A 17,284-nucleotide genomic window follows, 5' to 3' on the forward strand; every position below is an offset into this window, starting at 1 on the left:
AGTCGAACGCGTTTGACTACGACGACCATGGCGGATGGCGACCGGATCGCCATCCGCCGATCGAACATCCCTTCGAAAGGAGTGTAGAGGGAGACGAGAGATGACCAATGCCAATGCGACCTCCGGCGGGCTCGGTGCGCTGTTCCATCCCGCTGCGCATTATGCTTCGCCTAGCGCCGTCCTCGACGACGGCAAGCTCTCGACGGCGGAGAAGCGGATCATATTGTCGTCGTGGGCCTCGGACATGTACGCCGTCGAATCCCATCCGGCGCTGCGCGAGATTCCCGGCATGGATCGGCCGATCCGGCTCGCGGACATCCTCGCCGCGCTGCGCCAGCTCGATGACGACGACGACCCGCCGCCCGGCGGCGGCGTCCCGATGCGGCTGCGGCGGCCCTGGGCCGCCGCAACGCCGTCATCGAGGACCAGCCAAAGGATCTGAACAAGGCCGGCTTGGCTTTCCAGTATCAAACCGACACGAGATCTCCGGTTTCCGCTGCACGTTTGACCGCGTCGATCACTCTGAGGGTCTTCAGCCCCTCGCGCCCGCTCACCACAGGCTTGGCCGTGCCGCGGATAACCCCACAGAAATTGGCGATCTGCAGGCCGAGCGGATCTTCCTTCTCGTAGCTCAGCCGCTCGCGCTCGATCGGCGCCCACCAGCTGGCCTTGCTCGGATGATGCCATAGATCGAGTTGCGGAATAGCCAGCGATGCCCTCGTGCCGCCGATGTGATAGCACGTCTCCTGCGCATGACTGTACGCCGGGTTCTCACCGGCGGTGAATTCCCAGCTCCAGGGCGACTGGATGGTATCCGAGACGTTGACCGTTCCCAGCGCGCCGCAGACGAAGTGCAGGATCATCACCGCTGTCTCTTCGACCGCATTTCCACGCAGTCGATTGGATTGGGCAGCTTGTACAGCCGCGATATCCCCACACAGGTACCGCAGCAGGTCAACATCGTGAATGAGATTCAGAAAAACAGGCCCCGCCCCTTTTTCGCGGCGCCACGCCATATCGAAATATTCGTCCGGCTTGATCAGCCAGAACATGCCATGGACCGACACGATCTGGCCAAGGCGACCGCTCTCGATCTCCGCCTTGGCGCGTTGGATCATCGGATTGTGGCGGCGATGATGGCCGGTGAGCAGCGGCACCCCCGCCCGCTCGGAGGCTTCGACCAGGACCTGTGCAGCGACGACGTCATCCGCTAGCGGCTTCTCGATGAGAGCCGGGAGGCCCGCAGCGATACAATCCATGCCGTTGGCCACGTGCATCCGATTGGGGGTGGCGACAACCACTCCCTCTGGCCGGTTCTCGGACAGCATGTCCTGCAAGGATGGAAACCAGTCCACCTTCAGCGAAACCGCCAACTCTCGGGCCGCCGGCGTCGGATCGACGATCGACGACAGCACCGCCTCCGGCCGCGCGAGAATGTGTTCGATGTGTCGCTTGCCGATGAGACCCGCTCCCATCACTGACAGGCGGACGGGTGCACTCATGCGAGACTACCCCTTCTTCTCATCGAGCAGCTTGGCCACACGACGCAAGCCGAGCAGATAGCCCTGAGTACCGAAGCCTGCGATGACCCCATCAGCTCGTTTGGACACAAACGAGTGGTGGCGTAATTCCTCGCGTTTGTGCACGTTCGAAATGTGCACCTCGATCACTGTGCCCTCGAACGTGTTCAAAGCATCCAGGATGGCGACCGACGTATGGGTGAAGGCCGCCGGATTCATCACGATACCGGCGGCCGTCTCGCGCGCCTCGTGGATCCAGTCGATCAGCTCGTATTCCCTGTTCGATTGGTAAAAGCGCATCTCCAGTGCAAGCTCCCCGGCCAGCGCCCGGCAATCCCGCTCCACGTCCGCAAGCGTCTCGTGACCGTAGATGTGAGGCTGGCGCTTGCCAAGCAAATTGAGATTTGGCCCGTTGAGGACGTAGACAAGACGACTCATGGAAGAACTCCGTTCAGTGATGGGCAAGGATCTCGCCGAGGAACTGCCTGGTGCGGGCGTGCTGTGGATTGCGGAAGAAAGCGTCGGGCGCGCCTTCCTCGATGATGTGCCCTTCGGCCATGAAGATGACACGATCGGCAACCTGGCGGGCAAAGCCCATCTCGTGGGTGACGCAAATCATGGTCATGCCGTCGTTGGCGAGGCCAATCATCGTATCGAGCACCTCCTTGACCATTTCAGGATCGAGAGCCGAGGTCGGCTCGTCAAACAGCATCACCTTGGGCTGCATACAGAGCGCACGCGCGATCGCGACACGTTGCTGCTGGCCGCCCGAAAGCTGAGCCGGATATTTCTCGGCCTGGTCACCGATGCGTACCCGCTCCAGATATTTTCGCGCGGTCGCCTCTGCCTCGGCCTTGCCGATGCGGCGCGCGCGAATGGGGGCGAGCATGCAGTTCTGCAACACCGTCATATGCGGAAAAAGGTTGAAGCTCTGAAAAACCATGCCGACGTCCTGACGTACGACATCGATCGCCTTGATGCTGTCGTCCAGCCGATGACCGTTCACCACAATACTGCCCTGCTGGATCGCCTCCAGGCGGTTGATACAGCGGATCAGCGTCGACTTGCCCGAACCGGACGGACCGCAGAGCACGATCTTCTCGCCCTTGCGCACGGTGAGATCGACATCGCGGAGAGCTTGGTACCCGCCGTACCACTTCTGCACGCCCTTCATTTCGATCAGGTTCTGGTCCTGCATGCTTGCCTCCGCTGTCGGGCGGCGGCCAACGCGGATCGCGCGTCGACCGCTCGCAGGGACTACTGAACGGTGAAAGGGACGCCGGGGACCGAGTCGGGGAAAACCGGGACCGGCACCTTCATCCATTTGGCGTAGAAGGCGGCCAGCTTGCCGTTCGATTTGATCTGGTCGATGAACTTGTTGACCGTCTCGTTCCACTCCTTGTCTCCCAGGCGCGTACATGCGCCGTTGTATAGAGCGGAGAAATGAAGCTTCGGTTCGAACCCGAGTTCCGGTTTCGCGGCATTCAGACGCTGCGGGTAAAACAAGTTCGCACCGACGGCCTGGACCTGGCCAGAGAGCAGTGCCTGTATCGTGGCCGCGTCATCGTCGAATCTGCGGATTTCGGTCCCGGACGGCGCGTTGTTGGTGACCTGCGTATCTTGCGTCGAGGAGCGCGGGACACCGATGACATATTTGCCCATATCGGCATTGCTGTTGATCGGCGTTGCCTGGGCCGCGACGAGCGTAATCTCATTGGCGACATACGGCTTGGAATACTGCACCGCCTTCGCACGCTCCGGCAGCATAGCCATGGTCGCGAACAGGATGTCCACACGGCCCGTGGTCAGTGCCGGGATACGATTGGCCACGGCCAGAGGCGAGAACTCGGCCTTCACGCCAAGGAATTCAGCGAAGGCACGCCCCATGTCAGCGTCGATGCCCTCCTGCTTTCCCGAGCTGTCGACAAAGCCCCAAGGCGCATTATCGCCCTGAATGCCGATGACGACGACACCCTTCTTCTTCACGTCTTCCAACGTAGCGGCCTGCAATTTGCCCGCGGTGGCGACAGCTGCCAGTGCGAGTAGCGCGATGCCGAGCTGGTGGCGAGTGATCGAAAATAGCATTTGGTGTTCTCCTCCTCCTGGTGATGACTGTATTTGATTGGGTAGGTGCGCCGTTCCTACCTTTGATTGGCCAGGGCGAGCCTGGCCTCCATCCGGCTGCCCCACCATGAGAGTGGCCAGCAGAGGATGAAATACATCGCGCCAACCACGCCGAAGACGAGCAACGGCTGGTAGGTCTGGTTCGATACGATTTGACCGGCGCGGGCGAGTTCGATGAAGCCGACAATGGCGGCAAGCGAGGTGCCCTTGATCAGCTGCACGAGATAGCCGATGGTCGCCGGCAGCGAGATGCGGATCGCCTGCGGCAGCACGATGTCGCGCATGCGGGAGGAATAATGCAGGCCGAGCGCCATTGCGGCCTCAGTTTGACCGCGCGGTACGGCCTGTATCGCGCCGCGCCAGATCTCGCCGAGGAAGGCGGAGGCATTCACGGTGAAGCCGATCGCCACCGCGGCGAAGGCGTCGAGCTTCAGCCCGGTCAGCGCCAATCCGTAATACACGACGAAAAGCTGCAGCAGCAGCGGAGTGCCCTGGAATATCCCGATGTAGACGCTGGTGATCCATTCCACGCCCTTGTGACCACAGGTGCGTAGCAATGCGACGGCGAGCCCCGCCGTGCAGCCGCCTGCGAATGCGACCAGCGTAAGCAGCACGGTCCATTGCAGACCACGTAGCAGGAAGCCGAACTCCGGAAGGCCAAAATGCGGTGTCATGATCCCTCCTCAGCGTGTCGGATAGGAGAAGAAACGGTGAGAGATGACCGCAAAGCCCAGCATCAGCAGCCAGGAGATCGCGAGATAGAGGAAGGTGACGGAGAAATAGACTTCGAAACTGCGGAACGTGTCGCTCTCGATCCGCTGCGCAACCGACGTCAATTCGTAGGCCGATACCGCCGAACAGATCGACGAAGTCAGCGTCAGCATGATGAACTGCCCCGTGAGCGACGGGTAGATCGCGCGAAGCGCGGGCTTGAGTACAATGAAGCGGAACACCTGTCCTTTGTGCAATCCGAGCGCGTAGCCGGCCTCAACCTGTCCTTGGTGAACAGACTGCACACCGCCCCGGATGATCTCGATGGCGTACGCGCCTCCATTCACGCCGAGTGCGATGATGGCGGTGGCGGTCGGATTGAGCTTCAATCCGATGAGCGGCAGTGCAAAGAACAGAAAGAAGATCTGCACCAGGAAAGGCGTATTGCGCACGATCTCGACGAAGCCGATCACGATGGCACGCAACCAGGCCATCTTCGAATCGCGTGCCGCGACGCCGGCGACGCCGATGATCATCGCCAGTGTCATGCCGGCAAGCGCCAGCCCCAGCGTGCCCACGCACCCCCACAGCAGCGCGGGCATGGCATGCCAAACCACCGAGAAATCGAGCGTATAGCCCATCTTGCGTTTCCTCTCGGGCGTTGTGCGTGCCGCTCGCCCATCGGCCGGGTGTCACCCTCCCAGGGATGCGAAAGTTGAGAAGAAGACGTCTGGATCGGGTGAAATACCCGTGAACAGGCGGAATGCTTCGGTGCCCTGGAAGATCGCCATGCCACCACCGTCGACGGTGCGGCAACCGAGGGCGCGCGCCTCGCGCAGCAGTGCGGTTTCCAGCGGGAAATAGACGATCTCGGCGACCCATAGATCGGGACGCAGCAAGGCCGTCGGCAGCGGCGTGCCCGGATACTTCTCCATGCCGATCGGCGTTGCGTTGACGATTCCGTCTGCGGCCGCCACGGCCGTTGCAACATCCTGGCCGGCCTTTAAGCGTCCTTCTGCAAATCGGGAGGACAATCCGTCCACCACGCTCTGCGCCTTGGCCAGGTCCAAGTCGACAATGATCAACTCCTGCACGCCGAGTTTCATCAGCGCAAAAGCGACTGCCGCGCCTGCGCCGCCCGCGCCGAACTGGACGACCCGACCGAGTGATGCGCCTTGCATGTTGCGGCGAAAGTTCTCGGCGAAACCGAACCAGTCGGTGTTGTGGCCGGTCATCCGGCCATTCCTGACGACCACGGCGTTCACGGCGCCAAGCGCCTCCGCGTCAGTCGAGAGCTCGTCCAGGAGTGGAATAATCGCCTGCTTGCAGGGATGGGTCACATTCAGCCCGTCAAAGCCCATCCGCCTCGCGGCCATGAGCAATTCCGGCAATGCCTCCGCACCGAGCTTCAACTCGGACAGATCGATCTTCTTGTAGAGATAGCGGATGCCAGCGGCGTCAGCGGCCGCTTCGTGCATGGGCGGCGTGCGGGACGCAGCAATGCCGCTGCCGATCAGGCCGACGAGGAAGCTGGGTTTGGGTTGAATGCTCGGCATAGTCCGTCAGCGCAATGGAAGGGTCAGCTCGGCGATGACCTGAGCCGTGCTAGGTCGAACGCCGCGCCACCAGGCAAAAGCTTCTGCCGCCTGCTCCACCAGCATGCCGACGCCGTCGGCGAGCTTGGCGACGCCTTCGGCGCGGGCCACGTGCAGAAAGGGCGTGAGCCCCTTGCCGTAGGCAAGTTCGTACGCCAGCTCCGCACCGCGGAAGACGTTGCCCGGAAGTGGCGGCATCTCACCTCGCAGGCTGGCCGAGGTCGCGTTGACGACGACGTCGTAGCCTTCGGCAAGATCGGCCAGTTCAGCATAGCCGCTGACGATCAGGGGACCACAGCCGGCAAACTCTTCGGCCAAAGCCACAGCTTTCGACAGCGTTCGGTTGACGAGAACCAACTCGGACGGCTCTTCGCGCAGGAACGGCAGCAACGCGCCACGCGCCGCGCCTCCAGCGCCGAGCATCAGGACGCGCCGGCCCGCCATCTTGACGCCGAGATTGACGGTGATGTCACGGACGAGGCCGATTCCGTCGAAATTCTCGGCAATGATCCGATCGCCGACGAACTTCAGGCAGTTTGCGGCGCCAGCTCGCTCGGCGCTCTCCGAAAGCTCGTTTGCGTACTCGAAGGCATCGAGCTTGAACGGGGCGGTGATGTTCAACCCCTTGGCACCCTCTGTCCGGAATTGATCAACGCGTCCGTTGAAGCCATTGAGGGGGCCCTCGATCGCCTCATAGACGAGGTCCTGTCCCGTCATCTTGGCGAAAGTACTGTGAATGAGGGGTGATTTGCTGAAGCCGATCGGATTGCCAATCACCGCATAACGATCGCTCATCGCTCACTCCTGCACTGCGACTTCGTTGTACAGCACGCCGTCGCGCACCATCGCGTCGACGGTTTCGGCCGACAATCCCAGCGACTCTGCAATGCGGCGATTGTCCTGGCCGAGCAGCGGCGCCGGAGTGCGCACCGTGGTGTCGCAGTCGGAGAAGCGGAAAGGCAGGTTCGGCAACGTCACCTTGCCGAGCACGGGATGCTCCTGCTCGACCAGCATGCCACGCGCGTGGATCTGCGGATCCTTCACGACCTCTTCGATGGTCTGCACGGGAGCGGACGGCACACCTGCTTGCTCGAGTGCCGCCAGACAGGCATTTCGAGACGGCTGTGACAGAGTCCAGTTGCGCACAATCTCCATGGCCTCGGCGTAATGGGCGTTGCGCGCAGCAGGCTTGGCGAAGCGTTGGTCGGATGCCAACGCGCTCCCGCCGATCAGCGTCGCCAATCGCCGCCAGGCATCATCGACCTGGGCGGCGATGACGAGATTACCGTCCTTGGCCGGAAAGACGCCGTAGACGGTCGAGTCCGGCTGTCCGCTGCCGGTCTGCTTCGGCATATCGGCGCCGTCGGAGAGGAAGTAACGCTGAACCGCATAATCGTGCATCGAGACCATGCAGTCGTACAGCGCCAGATCGATGTGTTGGCCGCGGCCGGACGATACGCGGCCGACCAGCGCCCCATTGATGGCTGCTACGCCGTGGATGCCGGTATACATGTCTGCCAGCGGCATCCGCAGCAACGGCGGAGCTTCACCGGGAGTGCCCAGTTGCGCCAGTGCACCCGACATCGCCTCCGCGATCAGACCGAAGCCCGGACGGTCGGCATAGGGACCGGTGTGTCCGTAGGCGGAGACCGAGCAGTAGATCAGTCTGGGATTCCGGGCCGACAGCGCCTTGTAACCGAGCCCGAGGCGCTCGAGTGCGCCGGGGCGGTAGTTCTCGATGAAGACATCGGCCGTGTCGACGAGCTTCATCATCATGTCGAGACCGCGCTTGTCGCGCAGGTCGATGCAAAGCCCCTGCTTTCCCATGTTCTGCTGCAGGAAGTAGCCGGATTGCCCGTCCTTGAAATATCCGTGGGCGCGTCCCGCATCGCCTTCCCTAGGGCGCTCCACCTTGATGACTTCCGCGCCCATCGCGGCGAGGCAACGGCCCATGAACGGGCCTGCCAGGAAATGGCTGTAGTCGATGACGCGAATGCCTCTGAGCGGCAGATCTTGGAGCGGCAGATCTTGCGCGGTCATGCCTGCTCTCCTGCGGCGTTGTTCTTCGGGCGCATCGGAATCATCAACCGATGCTCGCCTAGCTGCACGACTTCGCCGCGCTGATTGATCAGCTCCGAGGGCAGCACAACGATGCCCCACCCATCACGCTTCGTGGTGCGCATCGAGCCGACACGGAACTTCACGTGCACGGTGTCGCCGAGCTTGATCGGCAGCTTGAAATCCCACGTCCAGCCCAGCGACATCCCTGGAAGGAAGCGGTAGTCCGCACGGGTCTTCAAACCGTCGGCCAGCGACAGACCAAACAGCCCGTGCGCGACGCGCGTGCCGAATGGTGTGGTCTTGGCGTATTCCTCGTCGACATGGACCGGGGTAAAATCACCCGTCAGCTCGGCATAGGTATTCACCATTGCTTCGGTGACGGTCACCGAGGGGGTGACGCATTCGTCACCGACCTTGGCATCGTCCCAGTAGTGCTCATCGATCATGTCGCGTTTTCCCTAGGCCCGTGGATTGATCGCCAGGGCGGCTTCCACAGCGCCTGCGCTGGCTTGCAAGATCTCGACGTTGAGCCCGCCCGGCAGTTCGAGCCAGTTCGGCCCCGCGGGCAACGCCCTGGCGCCCCAGGCGGCGGCGCGGGCGAGCACGCCTTCGTAGTCGTCGACCATGATGCCGAGATGGGCGAGACGCCCCTCCGGTCCGACAAAATTCGGATCTTCGATGAGTTGCACGCTTCCGAGCACCCACACCTGGCGCGGGCGCGCACCATCGGCGGGTTGCTCGTCGCGAATGGCGAGACCAAGCACCTCGCGAAAGAAGTCGACGTGACGATCAATGTCCGGCACACGGATCGCGACGTGCTCGATATAAGCGCGAGGCAGCGACATCGTCTCAGCTCTTTCCGGGATAGTCGCTGCGGGCGTATTCGAGCCCTTTGACCAACGCGACGAGGGTAGAATTGACCGGGGTCGGCACGTTGAGCTTTGCGCCCCAACGGACGACAGAGCCGTGAATGTAGTCAACCTCGGTCGGATTGCCGGACTGCAAGCTCTGCAACATCGACGTCTTGAACTCGGGCGGCAGACCGGCGGATGCCATTGTCCAGGCGCGGAGCGGGTCGGTAATCGAGATCTTCACGCCGGCCGCCTGCGCGACCGCGATGCCCTCTGAAATCGCTGCCAGCGCACACTCCTCCAGGATGGGGAGCGAATAGAGGCCGCCATAGGTCAGGCCGGTAATGGCCGTAACGCCGCCGCCGGCGACATTGATAAAAAGCTTGTCCCACATCGTGCCCAAGATGTTGTCGCTGAGCAGCATGAGAATGCCGGCACGATTGAAAACCTCGGAGATTCGCTGCGCGCGTTCCGTCAAGCGTCCGTCAAGTTCACCGATGATGGTTTCCTTGCCGATGACCCCGGAGCGAACATGACCGGGGCCAAGCAGCACGCCACCAACGTAGGTCTTCCCCGCCATGACCCGGTCACGACCAACTTCCTCCGAAAGGATGTCTTCGTGACCAAGACCGTTCTGAAGCGACATCACAACCGTCTGCGGCCCGATGATCGGCGCTGCAGCGCGGATCGCATCCCGCGTGTAGTAGGATTTGACAAGGACGATGACGAGGTCGGCCTCTACGCCGACTTGGGCCGCGGAGGTGCAAGCGGCGACCTTCACGATGGTTTCGGCGTCGCCTTCGAGCATCCGAAGGCCCGCGGCATTGATGGCGTCGACATGAGCCTGAAACGGATCGATCAACCACACCTCGGCACCGCCGCGCGCCAGCGTGCCGCCGATGGTCGAGCCCAAGGCTCCCGCTCCAATAAAGCAGATCCTCATCCAACGCTTCCCCGCGCGCCCTTCTTGGCGCTGGAAGCGTGGTAGCAGGCCGATCCATATTAAGATATGATATGATCTTTATATCCATTATTGTGAATCGCAATGACGCACGCGGATAATGTCGAGACCAACCTGCTGGACCCGCGCCTGCTGAGGCTCTTCGACGCGTTATTCACCACGGGCAGCGTCACCAAGGCAGCAGAAAAGCTCGGTCAAAGTCAGCCGACCATCTCGATCTGGCTGGCGCGACTGCGTAAGGAACTGGACGATCCGCTCTTCATCCGGTCGGCGGAGGGAATGCTGCCAACGCCGCGCGCCGAGGCTCTCATCGGCACGGCGAGGCAGGCCCTGGAAACGCTGCGTCGTCTGGCTGAGCTTCGCACCGACTTCGATCCCACAACCGCAAAGCGCCGTTTCGCGATCTGCATGACGGATGGAAGCCACGTCACGCTGCTTCCGTCCATCCTCGCTCACATCCGCCGCGTCGCCCCGGGCGTTCGTATCGAGGCGACACAGATCGGCGCGGACACTCCACGGATGCTGCAATCCGGTGAGGCCGATCTGGCCCTCGGCTACATCTCGGGTCTCGACGCCGGACATTTCCAACAGGCACTTTTTCCGCAGGATTGGGTCTGCTTGGCGAACGCCAAACATGCCCGGATCCGCGACCGTATCACCGCAAAGGATTTCAGGCGCGAGGCCCACGTCCTCATTCGCTCCGGCACTGGACATCAGTTGCTCGCGACCGCGCTACAGGAGCAGCGGCTAGTCCTTGACGTGGCGCTTGAGCTACCCGGCTTTTTGGGACTGCCCGCAATCGTGGGGACGACCGACCTGATCGCCACCCTGCCAAGGCACATTGGCGAAACGCTGGCTCACTATTACGGACTGCGCGTGCTCGACTGCCCGCTGGCGATCGCCGGCTTTACTGTGAAGCAATATTGGCACGCCCGCTTCCATCACGACCCGGCAAGCCAATGGCTGCGTGGCATCTGCGCGGAACTTTTTCAACAACAGGAGGTGCGGGGTCTGCATCCTTCCAGTCGGCCAAAGAAACGAGGGCCACGCAAAATGCGGTCGCAGTGAAGCGCTTATTGAGACAGTTTTCGGCTCTTCGCTGCCAAACGATCGAAGCCGAACCTCCGTCTTGCGCAAGACAGCAGCTTAAGCTTCTGGCTGGGGCGGGAGGGATCGAACCTCCGAATGGCGGAATCAAAATCCGCTGCCTTACCGCTTGGCTACGCCCCAACAGGCGACCTGGGGCCGGCGGAAGAACTGGCTACCGCAGATTCCCTTGGTCGCAGCCGGTCTATAGGGAGCGGCGCAGCATTTCAACCGCCTGGAAGGGCAAAATACCACAGCCCCGGGATCGGCCCCGCTACACTCTCTATTATGGGCCCGCGACGGCCCCGTTCTGACCGCCACCGTCCGGCCCCTCCCGCCCCATTGAGACCTCCCCCATTTCATGGGAATAGGGCGCCAAGACCTGTCCACGGGAGTGAGCCATGACCTACCGCGCGCCGATTTCTGACATGCTGCTGTCGCTCAATCACGGCGCCGGCCTCAAGGCTGCCGTGGAGGCCGGTCATTACGGCGATTTCGACGCCGACATCGCCGCGGCCGTGCTGGAGGAAGCCGGCAAGTTCGCAACCGACGTCCTGGCCCCGCTCAACAAGGTCGGCGACGAGCACGGCATCAAGCTCAGCGACGGCAAGGTCACGACCGCGCCGGGCTGGCCCGATGCCTACAAGCGCTGGACCGAGGGCGGCTGGAACGCGGTGTCCGGCCCCGAAGATTTCGGCGGCCAGGGCCTGCCGATCGCGATCAATGCGGCCTGCACCGAGATCTGGAGCGCCTCGAACCTCGCCTTCGGCCTCTGCCCGCTGCTGACGGCGTCGGCGATGGAGGCGCTGGACGCGCATGGCAGCAGTGAGCTGAAGAAGATCTATCTCGAAAAGCTCGTCTCCGGCGAATGGACCGGCACGATGCAGCTCACAGAGCCGCAGGCCGGCTCCGACGTCGGCGCGCTGCGCACCCGCGCCGAGAAGCAAGCCGACGGCACCTATCTCATCAAGGGGACGAAGATCTTCATCACCTATGGCGAGCACGACATGACCGACAACATCGTCCATTTCGTGCTGGCGCGTCTGCCCGATGCGCCCGCCGGCACCAAGGGCATCTCGCTGTTCCTCGTGCCCAAGTTCATGGTCAATGCAGACGGCTCGCTGGGGCAGCGCAACGACATCTATGCGAGCGGCGTCGAACACAAGCTCGGCATGCATGCCTCCCCCACCTGCACCATGACCATGGGCGATCATGGCGGCGCCATCGGCTTCCTCATCGGCGAAGAGAACCAGGGCATGCGCTGCATGTTCACGATGATGAACCAGGCCCGCCTCGGCGTCGGCCTCGAAGGCGTCGGCGTCGCCGACCGTGCCTATCAGCAGGCTTTGTCATATGCGCAGGAACGCAAGCAGGGCCGCGCCGTCGGCAGCAAGAGCGAAGGCTCGGACGCGATCTTCGTGCATCCCGACGTCAAGCGCATGCTGATGCGGATGCGGGCGCAGACCGCCGCCGCGCGCACCATCTGCTATGCGACCGCGGTCGCGATCGACGTCTCGACGCGCGCCAGGGATCCCAAGGTGCGTGCCGATGCCGCCGCGCGCGCAGCGCTACTGACGCCGATGGCCAAGGGCTATTCCACCGACATCGGCAATGAGGTCGCCTATCTCGGCGTGCAGGTGCATGGCGGCATGGGCTTCATCGAGGAGACCGGTGCGGCCCAACATTATCGCGATGCCCGCATCACCGCGATCTACGAAGGCACCAACGGCATTCAGGCGATCGACCTCGTCACGCGCAAGCTCGCGGCCAATGGCGGCGCTGCCGTCTGGGCGCTGCTCGACGAGCTCGCAGCGACGGTCAAGAAAGTCGAAGCGTCGAACGATCCGGCTTTTGGCACCACGGGCGTCAAGCTGCGCGAAGCGCTGGAGGCCTTGACGCGCACCAGCAAATGGCTGCTGGAGCGCGTGACGTCCGCGCCGAACGAGGCGCTTGCCGGTGCGACACCCTATTTGCAGCAGTTCGGCTCGACGCTCGGCGGCTGCGTGCTCGCCTCCGAGGCGCTTGCCGCCAAGGCCGACGGCAACACGGACGCCGCGCGCTACGTCTCGCTCGCACGCTTCTTCGCCGAGAACATCAGTGTGCAGGCCGGCGCGCTGGAGCGCACCGTGACCGAGAGCGCGGAATCGGTCGCGGCGGCGGATGCGGTGCTGCTGGGGTAAGGAGGCTTACTGCCAACCCGTCATCCTTCGAGGCCTCCGCTTCGCTCCGGCACCTCAGGGTGACGGGGATAGATTGTGCGACTCTCCCGCTCCTCTCCCCGGCCGCCACAACACGATGCCCGCCGCCACGAGATCCAGCACGACGCACATCGCAAACGCCATCGTGTAGTTGCCCGTCAAACTCCGCACGAGGCCGACGATGCCCGGACCGAAGGCGCTGACGACGCCGCTGATCGAGGTGCCCAATCCCATTGCGGCGGCGAAGGCGGCGGCGCCGATCTCGCGCTGGATGATCAGGGGCGGAAACGTGATCATGTTGCCGATCGAGAAGCCGTAGACGGCGCAGCACACCAGCAGCACGGTCGGGCTCGTGCTCTGCACGAGAACGAACAGCGCCGCCGCCTGGCTCGTCATCGACGCCGCGCAGGCGAGCCTGGGATCGAGCCGGTCGACGAACAGGCCGAGCGACAGGCGGCCGACCACCGCCATCGCCGCCATGATGGTGACCGCGCCTCCTGCGGCCGAGCGGCCGATCAGCGGCTCGAGAAACGTCACCTGGTGGATGATGAATCCCATCTGCGCCAGCAGCGCGATCGCGATCGGCAGCACCATGGTCCAGAACGCCGCGTTGGCGAGCAGCGTCTTGCGGGAATGGCTTGGCGCGGCCGCGCTCTCACCGGAAGGGCGTCCGCCCGAAGCCGGCGAGGTCCCGGCAGGCCAGCCGATGAAGGTCACGACCACTGGCAGCACCAGCACCATCATCGCGAGCGTGGCCGCCAGCATGGCGGAGCGAAATCCGATGCTGCCGGTCAATGACAGCAGCAGTGGAACGAGGATGATGCCGCCGCAGGTCGCGCCGTTGAATGCGAGGCTGAGCGCGAGCCCGCGCCGGCGCTCGAACCAGGAGTTCAGCACGGTCGCGATCACCACGGTGCCCATGCCGGTCCAGCCGACCGACATCAGCGCATAGGCGAGATACAGCTGCCACGGCGTCTGCATCAGCGCCAGCAGCACCGTCGAGGCGCCGAGCGCCGCCAGGCCGCACAGGATCAGCGACCGCAGGCCGATGCGCGCGAGCAGATCGTCGGTGAAGATGACGAGGACGGAGGTCAGGAGAAACGAGAACGTGCTGGCCGCGGAGACCAGCGTGCCCGGCCAGCCATGGGCGCGCTGCAGCTCGGCGAGATAGACGCCCTGCCCATACAGGCCGAAGCCGAACATGAAAAAGGCCATCAGGAAGCAGGCCAGCACGACGCGCCAGCCGCGGTAGTGCAGCGAGGATTCGTCGACGCGGGTTGCGGCAATCATCAATCGGGCAATCGGGTCACATGGAACCGCGCGGGATCGTGCGCCACAACCACCGGTTTTTCAAATGAAACATTGTAGCCAATTGTTGCGGCGCGTTGGCGCCGAAAAGGTTGACTCAGCGCATTGGCACGCCTGCGGGATCATGTAGGCTGATACTCGGCGAGACTCGCGAAGCGGCGAGCATCGCGGCGAGCGCAGGGGGCTCTCATGCCGAATGGCAATATCGTCGTCACCGAAGAGCGCGGAACGCGTGTCATCACCCTGCGCCGCCCGGGCAAGAAGAACGCGATCACCCAGGACATGTACCGGGAGATGAGCCACGCGATCGACACCGCGCAGAACAACCCCGATATCCGCTGCATGATCATCACCGGCGGCTCCGGCGTGTTCACCGCAGGCGATGACATCGACGATTTCATGCACGCCGACACTGCGCGCCCCGAGACGCTGTCGGAAGGCGCCAAGTTTCTCTATTCGCTCGCCCTCAACGTCAAGCCGATCATCGCCGCCGTCGACGGCGCCTCGATCGGCGTGGGCACCGTGATGCTGTTTCACTGCGACTATGTGCTGGCCTCGAACGCTGCGACCTTCTCCGCGCCCTACATCCATCTCGGGCTGGTGCCGGTCGGCGCCGCCAGCCTCTTGATGCCGAACACGATGGGATATCAGCGCGCCTTCGCGATGCTGGTGATGGGGCGGACTTTTTCCGCCGCGGAGGCGCATGCGGCAGGCTTCGTCAACACCGTGGTGTCGCCCGGACATACCGAGGTCGAGGCGCGCAAGGTGGCGCGCGACATCTGCCGGCTGCCGGCCGAGGCGGTCGCAACCTCCCGCAAATTGCTGCGCGCGCCGGCCGAAGAGCTCACCCGCCGCATCGACCAGGAAGGCCATCTGTTCGGCGAGCGACTCAAGTCGGAGGAAGCGGTGGCGGCGTTCAACGCGTTTGCGAACCGGAAGAAGAAGTAGCGGGCTCTCTCCGCGAGCCCGGTATCGTAGGGTGGGCAAAGCGAAGCGTGCCCACGTCTTAAGGCTTGGGCACGGCGCAAGTGCGCCTTTGCCGACCCTACGAGGCCGTAGTCGGGGACAGACCCTCTCATCCCGTACGGTCACGACAATGCTTCGTGAAATCTTCGCGCGGACCGACTAATCTTGTTCCATGCGATACCGATCCATCCTTGCCGCCCTCGCCCTCATCGCCGCCCTCCCCGCCTCGGCCCAGATCGCCGCGCCGGTCGAGCTGCGCGTGCTCGCGATCAACGATTTTCACGGCAATCTGCGGCCGCCGCCGGGCGGCATCCGCATCGCCGATCCCGAGGACGGAGCCAGGAAGGTGATGGTGGCGGCCGGCGGCGCCGAATACATGGCGACGCTGGTGAAGCAGCTGCGCGAGGGGCACAAGAACACGATCTTCGTCGCCGCCGGCGACCTGATCGGCGCGAGCCCCTTCCTGTCGGCGATGTTTCACGACGAGCCTTCAATCGAGGCGCTTTCGCTGATGGGTCTTGCGATCAGCTCGGTCGGCAATCACGAGTTCGACGAGGGCAAGACCGAGCTGCTCAGGATGCAGAACGGCGGCTGCCATCCGGTCGACGGCTGCCAGGGGCCGCATCCGTTCACGGGCGCCAAATTCCGCTATCTCGCCGCGTCCACCATCGAGACCGCGACGGGCAACAGCGTGCTGCCGCCCTACGATATCAGGGAATTCGACGGCATTCCGATCGCCTTCATCGGGCTGACCCTGAAGGAGACCGCGGGCATCGTTTCACCGTCGGGCATCGCCGGGCTCGAATTCCGCGACGAAGCCGCGACGGTGAACGCGCTGGTGCCGCAGTTGAAGGCGCGCGGCGTCGAGGCGATCGTGGTGCTGATCCACCAGGGCGGCGAGCCCGCCGGCGACTACAATGAATGCCCTGCCATTACCGGGCCGATCGTCGACATCGTCAAGAAATTCGACCGCGCCGTCGACGTCGTCGTCAGCGGCCATACCCACCGCGCCTATGTCTGCGACATCGACGGGCGGCTCGTCACCAGCGGCGACAAATACGGCACGCTGGTCACCGCGATCGATCTCAAGCTCGATCCTGTAACCCGCGACATCGTCAGCGCCAAAGCCGAGAACGTCATCGTCGCCAATGCCTCGCTGGCGAAGGACGCGGAGCAGACCGCGCTGATCGAGGCCTATGATCGGCTCTCGGCGCCGATTGCCAACCGGCCGGCCGGATCGGTGACGCAGACGCTATCGCGCGTGCCGAACGAGGCCGGCGAAAGCGCGCTCGGCGACATCATCGCGGACGCGCAGCTTGCTGCGACCAGGGACGCCAAGGATGGCAGCGCTGTCATCGCACTCACCAATCCGGGCGGCATCCGGACCGACATCGTCCCGAAGGAGAACGGCGCGATCTCCTTCGGCGATGTTTTCGCCAGCCAGCCATTCCGCAACCGCCTCGTGACGATGACGCTGACGGGCAGTCAGCTCAAGGACATGCTCGAGCAGCAATGGCTGGACCCGAAGCGGCCGCGGATTCTCCAGGTGTCGAACGGGTTCAGCTATGCCTGGGATGCGTCGAAGTCATTCGGCGAGCGCGTGATCGCCGACAAGATGACGCTGGGCGGCAGACCGATCGAGCAAGCCAGCGGCTACCGCGTCACCCTCAACGATTACCTCGCCGTCGGCGGCGATGGTTTTACCGTCGCCAAACAAGGCACGGCGCCACAATATGGCGGCTACGACGCGGACGCGCTGTTCGCGTTCTTCCGGGCACACGGCCCGATCGGCCCGCTGCCGCTGAGCCGCATCCTGCGCGTGAATTGATCCGGATCAAACGGGCCAGAACCGGACGACCCTTTGCCATTCCCGTTCAAACGCATAGATTGGGATTTGCATTGC

General features: G+C 63.5%; 18 protein-coding genes and 1 tRNA gene. 5 read left to right on the top strand and 14 right to left on the bottom strand.

Annotated elements, in window-relative coordinates; all coding sequences use genetic code 11:
• The first annotated feature begins 100 nt into the window (after positions 1 to 100).
• Positions 101 to 442 (top strand): hypothetical protein, encoded by a 342-nt coding sequence (locus tag RAD04_RS03510; RefSeq protein ID WP_461622646.1) that lies wholly within the window; start codon positions 101 to 103, stop codon positions 440 to 442.
• Between the two features lie 25 nt (positions 443 to 467).
• Here RAD04_RS03510 and RAD04_RS03515 read toward each other — a convergent pair whose 3' ends face one another.
• Genes RAD04_RS03515 through RAD04_RS03570 form a run of 12 tightly spaced genes read right to left on the bottom strand, consistent with a single transcriptional unit; the run spans position 468 to position 9,805 of the window.
• Complete coding sequence (locus RAD04_RS03515) at positions 468 to 1,502, bottom strand: Gfo/Idh/MocA family protein (protein WP_461622647.1); 1,035 nt, start codon at positions 1,500 to 1,502, stop codon at positions 468 to 470.
• Positions 1,503 to 1,508: 6 nt separating this feature from the next.
• The gene (aroQ, locus tag RAD04_RS03520; protein WP_461622648.1) at positions 1,509 to 1,958 is read right to left on the bottom strand and encodes a type II 3-dehydroquinate dehydratase; all 450 of its coding nucleotides are present in this window, start codon (positions 1,956 to 1,958) and stop codon (positions 1,509 to 1,511) included.
• Positions 1,959 to 1,971: 13 nt separating this feature from the next.
• Positions 1,972 to 2,718, bottom strand: coding sequence for an amino acid ABC transporter ATP-binding protein (locus RAD04_RS03525; protein WP_091964650.1), 747 nt, complete (start codon positions 2,716 to 2,718; stop codon positions 1,972 to 1,974).
• A gap of 59 nt (positions 2,719 to 2,777) precedes the next feature.
• Positions 2,778 to 3,605 carry a transporter substrate-binding domain-containing protein gene (locus RAD04_RS03530; RefSeq protein WP_461622649.1) on the bottom strand — a complete coding sequence of 276 codons (828 nt, stop codon included), beginning with the start codon at positions 3,603 to 3,605 and terminating at the stop codon, positions 2,778 to 2,780.
• Between the two features lie 56 nt (positions 3,606 to 3,661).
• Positions 3,662 to 4,318, bottom strand: a complete 657-nt coding sequence (locus RAD04_RS03535) for an amino acid ABC transporter permease (protein WP_461622650.1) — start codon at positions 4,316 to 4,318, stop codon at positions 3,662 to 3,664.
• Between the two features lie 9 nt (positions 4,319 to 4,327).
• Positions 4,328 to 4,996, bottom strand: coding sequence for an amino acid ABC transporter permease (locus RAD04_RS03540; RefSeq protein WP_461622651.1), 669 nt, complete (start codon positions 4,994 to 4,996; stop codon positions 4,328 to 4,330).
• Between the two features lie 51 nt (positions 4,997 to 5,047).
• Complete coding sequence (locus RAD04_RS03545) at positions 5,048 to 5,911, bottom strand: shikimate dehydrogenase (RefSeq protein ID WP_461622652.1); 864 nt, start codon at positions 5,909 to 5,911, stop codon at positions 5,048 to 5,050.
• Between the two features lie 6 nt (positions 5,912 to 5,917).
• Positions 5,918 to 6,745 (bottom strand): shikimate dehydrogenase, encoded by an 828-nt coding sequence (aroE, locus tag RAD04_RS03550; RefSeq protein WP_461622653.1) that lies wholly within the window; start codon positions 6,743 to 6,745, stop codon positions 5,918 to 5,920.
• A gap of 3 nt (positions 6,746 to 6,748) precedes the next feature.
• The gene (locus RAD04_RS03555) at positions 6,749 to 7,990 is read right to left on the bottom strand and encodes a CaiB/BaiF CoA transferase family protein (RefSeq protein WP_461622654.1); all 1,242 of its coding nucleotides are present in this window, start codon (positions 7,988 to 7,990) and stop codon (positions 6,749 to 6,751) included.
• Positions 7,987 to 8,457 carry a MaoC family dehydratase gene (locus tag RAD04_RS03560; protein WP_461622655.1) on the bottom strand — a complete coding sequence of 157 codons (471 nt, stop codon included), beginning with the start codon at positions 8,455 to 8,457 and terminating at the stop codon, positions 7,987 to 7,989. The genes RAD04_RS03555 and RAD04_RS03560 overlap by 4 nt, the downstream gene beginning before the upstream one ends.
• Before the next feature lie 12 nt (positions 8,458 to 8,469).
• Positions 8,470 to 8,856, bottom strand: coding sequence for a VOC family protein (locus RAD04_RS03565; RefSeq protein WP_104464925.1), 387 nt, complete (start codon positions 8,854 to 8,856; stop codon positions 8,470 to 8,472).
• Positions 8,857 to 8,860: 4 nt separating this feature from the next.
• Positions 8,861 to 9,805: a ketopantoate reductase family protein gene (locus RAD04_RS03570; protein WP_461622656.1), complete on the bottom strand. Its 945-nt coding sequence runs from the start codon at positions 9,803 to 9,805 to the stop codon at positions 8,861 to 8,863.
• Positions 9,806 to 9,907: 102 nt separating this feature from the next.
• Here RAD04_RS03570 and RAD04_RS03575 point away from each other — a divergent pair, with 102 nt between their 5' ends.
• Complete coding sequence (locus RAD04_RS03575) at positions 9,908 to 10,891, top strand: LysR family transcriptional regulator (RefSeq protein ID WP_461622657.1); 984 nt, start codon at positions 9,908 to 9,910, stop codon at positions 10,889 to 10,891.
• Positions 10,892 to 10,978: 87 nt separating this feature from the next.
• Here RAD04_RS03575 and RAD04_RS03580 read toward each other — a convergent pair.
• Positions 10,979 to 11,053, bottom strand: a tRNA-Gln gene (locus RAD04_RS03580).
• A gap of 257 nt (positions 11,054 to 11,310) precedes the next feature.
• Between RAD04_RS03580 and RAD04_RS03585 the strand changes: the two genes are divergently transcribed.
• Positions 11,311 to 13,089, top strand: a complete 1,779-nt coding sequence (locus RAD04_RS03585) for an acyl-CoA dehydrogenase (protein WP_461622658.1) — start codon at positions 11,311 to 11,313, stop codon at positions 13,087 to 13,089.
• A 54-nt stretch (positions 13,090 to 13,143) separates the two neighbouring features.
• Here RAD04_RS03585 and RAD04_RS03590 read toward each other — a convergent pair whose 3' ends face one another.
• Positions 13,144 to 14,397: an MFS transporter gene (locus RAD04_RS03590; RefSeq protein ID WP_461622659.1), complete on the bottom strand. Its 1,254-nt coding sequence runs from the start codon at positions 14,395 to 14,397 to the stop codon at positions 13,144 to 13,146.
• Positions 14,398 to 14,604: 207 nt separating this feature from the next.
• Between RAD04_RS03590 and RAD04_RS03595 the strand changes: the two genes are divergently transcribed.
• Entirely contained in the window at positions 14,605 to 15,363 is a 759-nt protein-coding gene (locus RAD04_RS03595; protein WP_461622660.1) for an enoyl-CoA hydratase-related protein, read from the top strand.
• A 190-nt stretch (positions 15,364 to 15,553) separates the two neighbouring features.
• A complete protein-coding gene (locus RAD04_RS03600; protein WP_461622661.1) occupies positions 15,554 to 17,209 on the top strand; it encodes a bifunctional metallophosphatase/5'-nucleotidase in 1,656 nt (551 codons plus the stop codon).
• The last annotated feature ends 75 nt before the right edge of the window (positions 17,210 to 17,284 follow it).

The sequence above is a fragment of the Bradyrhizobium sp. 25ACV genome (assembly GCF_054863005.1).

Bases quoted from the DNA above. Each gene is read 5' to 3' on its own strand.
- RAD04_RS03510 (WP_461622646.1), top strand. From the start codon at position 101: ATGACCAATGCCAATGCGACCTCCGGCGGGCTCGGTGCGCTGTTCCAT.
- RAD04_RS03515 (WP_461622647.1), bottom strand. From the start codon at position 1,502: ATGAGTGCACCCGTCCGCCTGTCAGTGATGGGAGCGGGTCTCATCGGC.
- aroQ (WP_461622648.1), bottom strand. From the start codon at position 1,958: ATGAGTCGTCTTGTCTACGTCCTCAACGGGCCAAATCTCAATTTGCTT.
- RAD04_RS03525 (WP_091964650.1), bottom strand. From the start codon at position 2,718: ATGCAGGACCAGAACCTGATCGAAATGAAGGGCGTGCAGAAGTGGTAC.
- RAD04_RS03530 (WP_461622649.1), bottom strand. From the start codon at position 3,605: ATGCTATTTTCGATCACTCGCCACCAGCTCGGCATCGCGCTACTCGCA.
- RAD04_RS03535 (WP_461622650.1), bottom strand. From the start codon at position 4,318: ATGACACCGCATTTTGGCCTTCCGGAGTTCGGCTTCCTGCTACGTGGT.
- RAD04_RS03540 (WP_461622651.1), bottom strand. From the start codon at position 4,996: ATGGGCTATACGCTCGATTTCTCGGTGGTTTGGCATGCCATGCCCGCG.
- RAD04_RS03545 (WP_461622652.1), bottom strand. From the start codon at position 5,911: ATGCCGAGCATTCAACCCAAACCCAGCTTCCTCGTCGGCCTGATCGGC.
- aroE (WP_461622653.1), bottom strand. From the start codon at position 6,745: ATGAGCGATCGTTATGCGGTGATTGGCAATCCGATCGGCTTCAGCAAA.
- RAD04_RS03555 (WP_461622654.1), bottom strand. From the start codon at position 7,990: ATGACCGCGCAAGATCTGCCGCTCCAAGATCTGCCGCTCAGAGGCATT.
- RAD04_RS03560 (WP_461622655.1), bottom strand. From the start codon at position 8,457: ATGATCGATGAGCACTACTGGGACGATGCCAAGGTCGGTGACGAATGC.
- RAD04_RS03565 (WP_104464925.1), bottom strand. From the start codon at position 8,856: ATGTCGCTGCCTCGCGCTTATATCGAGCACGTCGCGATCCGTGTGCCG.
- RAD04_RS03570 (WP_461622656.1), bottom strand. From the start codon at position 9,805: ATGAGGATCTGCTTTATTGGAGCGGGAGCCTTGGGCTCGACCATCGGC.
- RAD04_RS03575 (WP_461622657.1), top strand. From the start codon at position 9,908: ATGACGCACGCGGATAATGTCGAGACCAACCTGCTGGACCCGCGCCTG.
- RAD04_RS03585 (WP_461622658.1), top strand. From the start codon at position 11,311: ATGACCTACCGCGCGCCGATTTCTGACATGCTGCTGTCGCTCAATCAC.
- RAD04_RS03590 (WP_461622659.1), bottom strand. From the start codon at position 14,397: ATGATTGCCGCAACCCGCGTCGACGAATCCTCGCTGCACTACCGCGGC.
- RAD04_RS03595 (WP_461622660.1), top strand. From the start codon at position 14,605: ATGCCGAATGGCAATATCGTCGTCACCGAAGAGCGCGGAACGCGTGTC.
- RAD04_RS03600 (WP_461622661.1), top strand. From the start codon at position 15,554: ATGCGATACCGATCCATCCTTGCCGCCCTCGCCCTCATCGCCGCCCTC.